The following is an 8,796-nucleotide window of genomic DNA, read 5'->3' as shown; positions in this document are numbered from 1 at the left end:
ACCTCCACGTGCTCGGCGACGGGCCGCGCGCCGAGTTCGGCGAGACCGGCCACGGCGGCGTCCACGCGCGGGTCGCCGGTCGGCTCGGGCGGCGGGACGGCCGGGAACTCCGGCGCGGCGGCCTCTCCGGCCGGGGCCTCCGGCGTCTCCGCGGCCTCGTCGGACATCACGCATACCTCCCAAACCGTCCCGGAGCGCCCGTGCCGAGTCGCCTCCGGCTCATGCAGAACGCTACCTTCCCTGAACGACATCGTTGCCGGAGGAATGGGGAACGGCCTGACCATGGCGAACGAGGAGGACTGCCGTGCGGCACTGGACCGCGTCGCGGCGCGGCTGGCGGAGGTGGACGCCGACCGGCTCGCCGAGCACGTCGTCGAGCGGACGATCAGCTGCCGCGTCCCCGACCTCGGGCTGGCCTACCGCACCCGGCTGCACGAGGGCGGCCTGGACCCGTTCGAGCCGGACGGCGACCCCGGGTCCGCGCAGGTGCGGCTGACCGTGGACAGCGACGACCTCGTCGCCATGGCGCACGACGAACTGCACCCGGCCAAGGCGTGGGCCACCGGCCGGGTCAAGATCGAGGCGAGCATCTTCGACCTGCTGCGGCTGCGGCGGCTGCTCTAGAACGGGAGGCCCTCCAGGGCGCCGCTGAGGGCTTCGCGGGGCGGCGGCGTGTCGGTCTCCCAGGCGGCGGACGCGAGCGCGCGGAGGCCGTCGTAGGGGTCGCCGGAGCCGGTGACGGTGAACGTGTCCCCTTCGCGGCGGGCCGTCCAGCCCCGGCAGGTGTGCGCACCGTCCGCGCGGACGATCTCCGGGTGCGGGGCGAGCAGCCCGGTCAGGTCGGGCGCCAGGTAGCTGGGACGGCGGTTGGGCGGGGCGGTGAGGGCCTGCATGTGGTCGGTGACGCCGGTGAAGACGAGGAGGCTGTCGGCGCCGCCGTTGTAGGCGCCCTCGATGTCGGTGTCGAGCCGGTCGCCGACCACCAGCGGACGCTGTGCGCCGGTGCGCAGGATCGACTCCTGGTGCAGCGGCCGTTCGGGCTTGCCGGTGATGATCGGCTCGACGCCGGTCGAGGAGCTGATCACGCGGAGCAGCGACCCGTTGCCGGGGTGCGGCGGCCCCTCGCCGCCGGGAATGGTCAGGTCCCCGTTGGAGCCGACGAACAGGGCGCCCATGCTGACGGCCTGCGCGCCCTCCGACAGCGCCCCGTAGGTGAGTTCAGGGTGGTAGCCCTGTGCGACGGCGGGCGGCCGTCCCGCAGCGGTCGACACCGGGCGCAGACCGTGCTGGTAGAGCGCGTGGCGCAGCCCCATGCCGCCGACCACGAGCACCTCCGACCCGGCGGGCAGCCGTTCGGCGAGGAGCCGTGCGGCGGCCTGCGCGGAGGTCACCACGTCCGCCGGGTCCGCGGGGACGCCGACCTCGTCCAGCAGCGCCGCGACGGCCGACGGGGTCCGGGAGGCGTTGTTGGTCACGAACGCGAGCCGCTGCCCCGCCGCGCGGGCCTTGGCGAGCGAGTCCGCCGCCGCCGGGACGGGCCTGCGGCCGACGTAGACGACCCCGTCGAGGTCGAGCAGGGCGACGTCGTACGCCTCGCTCAGGGGACGGTCGCTGCCTTTCATCGCGCTCCTCATGCGTGCGATCGTACGGGGGTTGTTACCGGCAGGTAAGGCTCGGGTCAGCGCCGGGCCGCGAGGGTGGCCCTGGCCTGCCGCAACGCCTTCGCGTAGTCCCGGTTGTCCGGGCGCATGGCGGCGGCGAGCGCCAGCTGCTCGACGGCGCCCGCGAAGTCGCCCAGCCGGCTGAGCGCCAGCCCGAGCCCGAACCGCGCGTAGTCCTCGGCGGGCTCCTCCTCGACGATCCGGCGGAAGCTCGCCGCCGCGGCGTCGAACCGCCGGGCGCCGAACTGGGCGCGTCCGAGCGCCTCCCGGATGCTGTGCGACTCCGGCTCGGCCTCCGCGGCCCGCGCCAGCAGCTGCAGCGCGGCGGCGGCGCTGCCCGCCCGCAGCAGCTCCAGGCCCCGCGTGTACCACTCGTAGACCCCGCCCTCCGGCGAGGCGGCGTGCTCACCGGGGTCGTCCGGGGCACCTGCGTCGTCCCCTGGGTCGCCGCCTGGGGAATCCTCCGGCCGTCCGGGCCCTTGACCACTCATATGGACCTCCCCTCGGATCACTACGACCGTACCCGGCGGGGCGCCGGGCGCCTCCCGGTGAATACCATGCCCAGCGTGGACGACGACCTCCCCTCCGGCCTCGGGCCCGCCGGCCTCGGCCCGGAGGAGTTCAGCGCCCGGATCTTCGGGACGGCGGGGCCGCGCACGGGCGCCGGCCTGGCGCTGGCCCCGTTCCGCGGCGTCCGGTTCGTCCCCGCGGTGGCCGGTGATCCGGCGGCGGTGACCATGCCGCCCTACGACCTGATCGACGAGGCGGCGGCGCTGCGGCTGCTGGCGGGCGGCGGGCACAACATCGTCCGGCTGAACCTGCCGCGCGCCGCCGGGGAGAGCTATGCCGCGGCGGGCGACCGGCTGCGCCGCTGGCTGGCCGAGGGCGCCCTCGCGATCGACCCCGAGCCGGCCCTCTACGTCTACGAGGCGGCGCGCGGCGGGACGGTCCTGCAGCGCGGCCTGATCGGCGGGCTGGGCCTGCGCGCGGAGGCCGACGGGGTCGTGCTGCCGCACGAGAACGTCTTCCCCGGCCCGGTCCGCGACCGGCTCGCGCTGATGACGGCCGCGAACGCCAACCTGGAGCCGATCTTCCTGGTCTACGAGGGCGGCGAGGACGCGGCCCGGATCGTCGACGACGCCGCCTCGTCCGCGCCGCTCATGGAGTTCGACGCGGACGACGGGCTGACGCACCGGCTGTGGCGCATCACGGACCCTTCTCTGCATACGCAGGTGGCCGCCGACCTCCGCGACAAGCAGGCGCTCATCGCGGACGGCCACCACCGCTACGCCACCTACCGCGCCCTTCAGGCACGTCACCACGCCGCCGGTGACGGTCCCGGGCCGTGGGACGAGGGGCTGGCGCTCCTGGTGGACTCCACGCGGTATCCGCCGCATCTGGGCGCGATCCACCGCGTCCTGCCCGGCCTTCGTCCGGACGATGCGGTCGAGAGGGCGCGAAAGGCGTTCCGCGTGACCGACTTCTCGGACGAGGGGTCCGCCGTCGAAGCGCTCACCAACGCGGATGGTCCCGCCTTCCTTCTCGGTGGAGGCGACACCCTTCACCTCCTGACCGACCCCGTTGAGGACGCGATCGCCCGCTGCAGGCCGTCCGAGCACTCCCGACGCTGGTGCAGGCTCGACACCGCCGTCCTGGACTATCTCCTCATCGGCGCGCTCTGGGACGTCCCAGAGAACGAGAACGCCATCGAGGTGGTACACGACGACCCGTCCGCCGCGATCGACCGCGCGCGGCGCTCGGGCGGCACAGCGGTCGTCCTGAACCCGCTGAAGGTCGAGGACGTCCTCGCCGTCGCGGGCGAGGGCGAGCGCGTCCCGCGCAAGTCGACCTCGTTCGGGCCCAAGCCGCGCACCGGTCTCGTCCTGCGGCTTCTCGACCCGGACGCGTCCGAGGGGCCATGATCGGGGGATGGACACCGCGACCACGATCACACCGCTCGGCGGGGACGTCTACGAGATCGACACCCGGATGGCCGGCTACACCGGCATCACCGCCGGATACCTGATCCTGTCCGACCGGCCATGCCTGGTGGAGCCCGGCACGTCCGGTTCGGCGCCCATCGTCCAGGCGGCGCTGCGGGAACTGGGCGTCGGGCCGGACGACCTGGCGACCGTGGTCGTGACGCACATCCACCTCGACCACGCGGGCGGCGTCGGCGACATCGCGAAGATGTACCCGAAGGCGGAGGTCGTCGTCCACGAGAAGGGCGCCCGGCACCTCGCCGACCCGGCGCGGCTCATGCGCAGCGCCCGCATGGTGTACGGGGACACCCTCGACACGCTGTTCGGCGAACTGAAGCCCACGGACGCGTCCCGGATCCGGGCCGTCGAGGACACCGGCGTCATCGACCTCGGCGGCGGGCGGCGGCTGGAGTCGCACTACTCCCCCGGCCACGCCAAGCACCACGTCGGCCTGATGGACTCCCAGACCGGCGACCTGTACGTGGGCGACGCCGCCGGCATCTACATCCCGGAAACCGCGGACGTAAAGCCCGCGACGCCACCACCGGACTTCGACCTGGACACCGCCCTGTCGTCCCTCGGCAAGTTCCGGTCACTGGGCCCGCAGCGGCTCCTGTTCGCGCACTACGGCCCCGTCACCGAGGTGGACGACACGCTCGAACGGTCGGCGGAGGAACTGCGCGTCTGGGTGGACGCCGTCCAGGACGCCAAGGACCAGGACCTGGACCTCGACCACGCCGTAGCCATGGTCGTCGACCGCACCAGGCACCGCTACGCCATCACAAGCGACGGCACCGACCCCGACCTCATCGCCAAGTACGAGGTGCTGAACAGCGCGGAAAGCAACGTCACCGGCATTCTGCACGCGTTGAACAAGCACGCCTGACCCAGGCTGCTCGGACGAGCAAACCTGAGGGTCCGGGAGTGCTTTCAGCGGCGGAAGGGGCCGGTGACCTCGAACGTGTAGCCGTCCGTCCCGGCGATGAAGCCGCTCTTGCCGCGCTGGGACGAGAAGTAGAGGCGTGAACCGTCCGGACTGAACGCGCACCCGGTGATCTCCGACTCATCATGGCCGAGGACGCGCAGGAACGGCGTCACGATCCCGTCCGTCGTGATGAGGTTGACCTCCATGTTGTCGCCGTCCTCAGCGACGAAGAGGTCACCCGACGCCGTCGCGGTCACGGCATCGACACCGTGCAGGGGCGCCTCACCACTGGTGACGAGGTCGTCGTCGTAGGCGATGTCCAGCCGCTCGCCGGCCGCGTCGTAGGCCCACACACGGTTGTCGCCCTTCGTGGTGAAGTAACAGACGCCGTGCGTGTAGTAGCAGCCTTCGCCGCCGTCGAAACGCATGGCGTCCGCGACCTGCTCACAGGTCGGGGTGAACCAGAACTGCGGACTCGGCACTTTCGCCCACGTAACGGGACCCGTCCCAGAGCCGACCAGAACCTCAAGCGTCCCGGACGACAGATCACCCCACGTCTTCGGCCGGAACCGGTAAAAGCAGCCGTCGCCCTGGTCCTCGGTCAGGTAGACGACCTTACGCTCGGGATCGGACGCGGCAGCCTCATGCTTGAACCGGCCCATCGCCGGACGCGCCACCGCAGCCTTCTGCCCGCGCGGATCCGTCTCATAGACGAGGCCGAAGTCGTGCTCCTCGCACGACAGCCACGTGCTCCACGGCGTCGCCCCGCCGGAGCAGTTCAGCGTGGTGCCGTTCAGGATCCGGTACGCCGACGTCACCTTCCCGGACGCGTCGAACCGCATCGCGGACACGCCGCCGACGACGGGGACCTCCGAGTTGCTGACGTAGATCCAGCCGTCCCCGTCGGGGAAGCACGCACCGCCGTCGGGCGCCGCATGCCAGGTGTGCCGCGTCCCCTCGACGCGCTGCAGCGACCGCGCGACGATCCGGCTCGTGAACCCCTTCGGCAACTGCAGCCCGTTGCCGTCCACGGCCTGCAGCGCCCCGTACGGGCTCGGCCCGGGCTGCGCGGGCCCCGCCGCGAAGGCCCGCTGCCACAGGGCTCCGGAGAACGCGGTCGTGCCGCCGGCGACAGCGGCGGCACGCAGGAACATACGTCGGTCCAGGGACATGACTCTCCTCAGGAGTCGGCCCCCGAACGGCGCGATCCCGTGAATATCCGGGAAACCTACCCGCCAGTCAAGTACCGGAGGTCAATCCCCTGCCGGACGCCGCTCCTCGCCTTCCGCCTTCGGCTCCAGGAACACCACCGGAGCCTCCGGGACGTCCTCGTCCGAAACCTCCCGCACCTCAGGTTCAGCAGCCCTGAACGCAATATCGGTGGCCGCAGCCTCAGGCACTCCCCCTTCGCCACCACCGTCCTCACCGGCCACACCTTCACCGGCGGCACCCTCACCGGCCGCAGCTACATCGGCGGCACGATCACTGGCTGCACCTTCACCTTCGGCGGCTGCACCCTCACCGGCTTCAGCTACATCAGCCGCATGATCACTGGCCGCAGCCTCACCGGCGGCACCTTCGGCGTCTGCAGCTACATCGGTCGCGCCTTCACCGACCGAACCTTCGGCGGAAGCAGCTACATCGGTCACTCCGTCAGTGGCCACACCTTCGCCAGCCGCACCTTCGCCGATCACCCCGTCAGTCGTCGCGGCTTCGGCGGCAGCATCTTCGCCGCCAGCGCCTTCACTGGCCACCTGTTCGGCGGCCGCAGCTACATCGGCCGCGCTGTCAGTCACCGCAGCTTCACCAGCCGCAGCTTCATCGGCCGGGCCTTCACTGAGCGCACTGTCGACAGCCGCGCCGTCCGTGACCGGCCCACCAGTGACCGGCCCTTCGGTGACCGTGGCTTCGGCAGCCGCGCCTTCGCTGACTCGACCTCCCGTAGCGGTGTCATCGTCGGCGTCTTCACCCTCGGCGGCCGGGGCACCGGCGACGTCGGCCGTCTCGCCGGCCGTCTCACCGACCATCTCGACATCCTCTTCTTCGGTGTCGAGGATGTGGAGGCCTTCGATCTCGGCGTAGCGTTCGGCGGCGTCGGTCTCGCCGTCGCGGTCAGCGGCTGCGGCGCGGGCGAACCAGTCGCCGGCCTCGTCCTCGCGTCCCGCCTCGACGAGCGCGTCCGCGTAGGCGTAGAACAGCCGCATCGACCACGGCCGGAGCCGCCGGTCGCGCAGTTCCGGGATCTGCAGGGTGACGACGGCTGCGTCGTACTGCCCCATGTCGCGGCGCACGCCCGATTCCACGATGCGCAGCTCGACACGTCCCATCGGGTCGAGCTTCTCCGCCTCCGGCGACTTGATCAGGTCGAGGGCGCGTTCGGGACGGCCGAGGCCCCGCTCGCAGTCGGCCATCACCGGCAGGTACGAGTCGTCTCCGGCGCCGAGCCGCCGCGCGGCCCGCAGCCCGGCAAGCGCCCCCGCCCCTTCGCCCACGTGGTACGCCGCGATCCCGGCCGCCTCCCGGACGATCCCGACACGGGACGCGAGCCGCCGCGCGGCCCTCGCGTGCTTGTAGGACTGCTCGGGCTCGTCCTCCGCCAGCCGCCCCGCCATCACCAGATGCCGCGCGACCTTCGCCGCCAGCTCCTTCGGCAGCGTGCGCAACTCGACGCGCGCGTCGGTGTCGAGCTCTTCGCCGGTCACATCGTCCGGCAGCAGCGGATCATCGTGCCTGGGACGTTCCGGCTCTTCGCTTCGTGCCCGCCTGTCCTGCCGGTCACGCGGCGGCCCGTAGGAGCGTCCGCCGTCCTGGGGACGCTGAGGCCCGCGCCCCTTGAAGGGCCGGTCCCGGTCCCCCGGGCGCCCTTCCCGCTTACCTTCGAACCGGCGCCCGCCCTGGCGGTCGTCACGATCCCTGAACCGCCGCTCGCCCTGGCCTCCGCCACCCGGACGCCCCTCACGCCGCGGCCCGGCGCCTTGCCCCTGCCGGGGCCCACGGGATCCACCAAACCCGCGTCGCTCTCCCGCCGGCCCCTGACCACCGCGCGGCCCATCGAACCGACGCTCACCGGACTCACCCTGGCCACCGCGCGGCCCACCAAAACGCCGCTCACCCGACTTACCCCGGTCGCCCCGGGGACCCTCGAACCGCCGATCACCAGACCGGCCCTCGCCGCCACGTGGACCATCGAACCGACGCTCGCCAGACCGACCCTGACCACCACGCGGACCATCGAACCGACGCTCACCGGACTCACCCTGGCCACTGCGGGAGCCACCGAAACGCCGTTCACCCGGCTTACCCTGATCGCCCCGCGAGCCCTCGAACCGCCGGTCACCAGGCCGCCCCTGGCCGCCACGCGGACCATCGAACCGACGCCCACCGGACTCGCCCTCGCCACTGCGCGGCCCACCGAAACGCCGCTCACCCGGCTTACCCCGATCGCCCCGCGAGCCCTCAAACCGCCGCTCACCGGACCCACCTTGACCACCGCGCGTACCGCCGAAACGCCGGTCACCGGGCCTACCTTGACCGTCGCGCGGACCGTCGAACCGACGCTCGCCAGACTCACCCTGGCCACCGCGCGGCCCACCAAAACGCCGCTCTCCCCCGTTGCCTTGGCCGCCCCGAGGGCCCTCGAACCGTCGTCCACCAGGCCTGCCCTGGGCACCGCGCGCACCGCTCGGCTTGCCTCGGCCGCCGCGCGGCCCTTCGTAGCGGCCTTCTCCGCGTTCGCCGCGCGGGCCTCCGAAACGGCGCTCGCGACCGTCGTCCGAACGTCCCTCACCGGATTCGCTACGACGATCATCGGACCGCTTGAACGGACGGCCGGACTTCCAGTCATCACGCTTACCGCCGGCGCGAGGCGCTCCACCGCGGGGCCCTCCGCCCCTGCGGTCGCCGGAGCCGCCTTGGCCGCCCCCACGAGCGTTGTCCCCCCGCCGCTCGCGGCTGTCGTCGCCGCGGCCGTCGTCTTCCGCGCTCATCACGTCCGTCACTGTTCTTGATGGTGGTTCGTGGATACTTACAGCCTACTTTGGCAGGACCACGACATGCGTCGAGGGCCGCCCCGTAAAATCGGGGCGACCCTCGACCAATTCATGTCCGGCGGTGTCCTACTCTCCCACACAGTCTCCCATGCAGTACCATCGGCGCTGAAGGGCTTAACTTCCGGGTTCGGGATGGGACCGGGTGTTTCCCCTTCGCCAAAACCACCGAACGTCTCAAC

8 protein-coding genes and 1 rRNA gene are annotated in these 8,796 nt (G+C 72.2%); 4 read left to right on the top strand and 5 right to left on the bottom strand.

Features of this window, described 5'->3' with window-relative positions; translation table 11 throughout:
- Positions 1 to 264 precede the first annotated feature (264 nt).
- Positions 265 to 624 carry an SCP2 sterol-binding domain-containing protein gene (locus HUX53_RS00710; RefSeq protein WP_309236982.1) on the top strand — a complete coding sequence of 120 codons (360 nt, stop codon included), beginning with the start codon at positions 265 to 267 and terminating at the stop codon, positions 622 to 624.
- Here the strand turns inward: HUX53_RS00710 and HUX53_RS00705 are convergent.
- The gene (locus HUX53_RS00705) at positions 621 to 1,622 is read right to left on the bottom strand and encodes an HAD-IIA family hydrolase (RefSeq protein WP_176401216.1); all 1,002 of its coding nucleotides are present in this window, start codon (positions 1,620 to 1,622) and stop codon (positions 621 to 623) included. The two genes, HUX53_RS00710 and HUX53_RS00705, sit on opposite strands and share 4 nt — an antisense overlap.
- A gap of 56 nt (positions 1,623 to 1,678) precedes the next feature.
- Entirely contained in the window at positions 1,679 to 2,152 is a 474-nt protein-coding gene (locus tag HUX53_RS00700) for a tetratricopeptide repeat protein (protein ID WP_176401215.1), read from the bottom strand.
- Positions 2,153 to 2,218: 66 nt separating this feature from the next.
- On the opposite strand from HUX53_RS00700, the gene HUX53_RS00695 reads away from it, so the two are divergent.
- Both HUX53_RS00695 and HUX53_RS00690 read left to right on the top strand, forming a co-directional pair.
- Positions 2,219 to 3,583: a DUF1015 family protein gene (locus HUX53_RS00695; RefSeq protein WP_176401214.1), complete on the top strand. Its 1,365-nt coding sequence runs from the start codon at positions 2,219 to 2,221 to the stop codon at positions 3,581 to 3,583.
- A 7-nt stretch (positions 3,584 to 3,590) separates the two neighbouring features.
- Positions 3,591 to 4,529, top strand: coding sequence for an MBL fold metallo-hydrolase (locus HUX53_RS00690; RefSeq protein WP_176401213.1), 939 nt, complete (start codon positions 3,591 to 3,593; stop codon positions 4,527 to 4,529).
- A 44-nt stretch (positions 4,530 to 4,573) separates the two neighbouring features.
- Here the strand turns inward: HUX53_RS00690 and HUX53_RS00685 are convergent, their stop codons facing one another.
- Together HUX53_RS00685 and HUX53_RS40580 are read right to left on the bottom strand one after the other, a co-directional pair.
- Positions 4,574 to 5,740: an alkaline phosphatase PhoX gene (locus HUX53_RS00685; RefSeq protein WP_176401212.1), complete on the bottom strand. Its 1,167-nt coding sequence runs from the start codon at positions 5,738 to 5,740 to the stop codon at positions 4,574 to 4,576.
- 81 nt (positions 5,741 to 5,821) lie between these two features.
- Entirely contained in the window at positions 5,822 to 7,270 is a 1,449-nt protein-coding gene (locus HUX53_RS40580) for a hypothetical protein (RefSeq protein ID WP_309236981.1), read from the bottom strand.
- On the opposite strand from HUX53_RS40580, the gene HUX53_RS00675 reads away from it, so the two are divergent.
- Positions 7,187 to 8,575, top strand: a complete 1,389-nt coding sequence (locus HUX53_RS00675; protein WP_176401211.1) for a hypothetical protein — start codon at positions 7,187 to 7,189, stop codon at positions 8,573 to 8,575. The genes HUX53_RS40580 and HUX53_RS00675 overlap by 84 nt on opposite strands.
- 95 nt (positions 8,576 to 8,670) lie before the next feature.
- On the opposite strand, the gene rrf is transcribed toward HUX53_RS00675, so the two are convergent.
- Positions 8,671 to 8,787: ribosomal RNA gene (rrf, locus tag HUX53_RS00670) — 5S ribosomal RNA — on the bottom strand.
- Positions 8,788 to 8,796 lie beyond the last annotated feature (9 nt).

This window comes from Actinomadura sp. BRA 177, from assembly GCF_013372625.1.
In the GTDB taxonomy this organism is placed as follows: domain Bacteria; phylum Actinomycetota; class Actinomycetes; order Streptosporangiales; family Streptosporangiaceae; genus Spirillospora.
The sequence above is the reverse complement of the archived record's forward strand: the minus strand, read 5'-3'. Positions and strand labels throughout refer to the sequence as shown.

Excerpts from the sequence above, each read along its gene's own strand:
- HUX53_RS00705 (WP_176401216.1), bottom strand. The coding sequence starts at position 1,622 with ATGAAAGGCAGCGACCGTCCCCTGAGCGAGGCGTACGACGTCGCCCTG.
- HUX53_RS00675 (WP_176401211.1), top strand. The coding sequence starts at position 7,187 with ATGCCGCGCGACCTTCGCCGCCAGCTCCTTCGGCAGCGTGCGCAACTC.
- HUX53_RS00690 (WP_176401213.1), top strand. The coding sequence starts at position 3,591 with ATGGACACCGCGACCACGATCACACCGCTCGGCGGGGACGTCTACGAG.
- HUX53_RS00695 (WP_176401214.1), top strand. The coding sequence starts at position 2,219 with ATGCCCAGCGTGGACGACGACCTCCCCTCCGGCCTCGGGCCCGCCGGC.
- HUX53_RS00685 (WP_176401212.1), bottom strand. The coding sequence starts at position 5,740 with ATGTCCCTGGACCGACGTATGTTCCTGCGTGCCGCCGCTGTCGCCGGC.
- HUX53_RS00710 (WP_309236982.1), top strand. The coding sequence starts at position 265 with ATGGGGAACGGCCTGACCATGGCGAACGAGGAGGACTGCCGTGCGGCA.
- HUX53_RS00700 (WP_176401215.1), bottom strand. The coding sequence starts at position 2,152 with ATGAGTGGTCAAGGGCCCGGACGGCCGGAGGATTCCCCAGGCGGCGAC.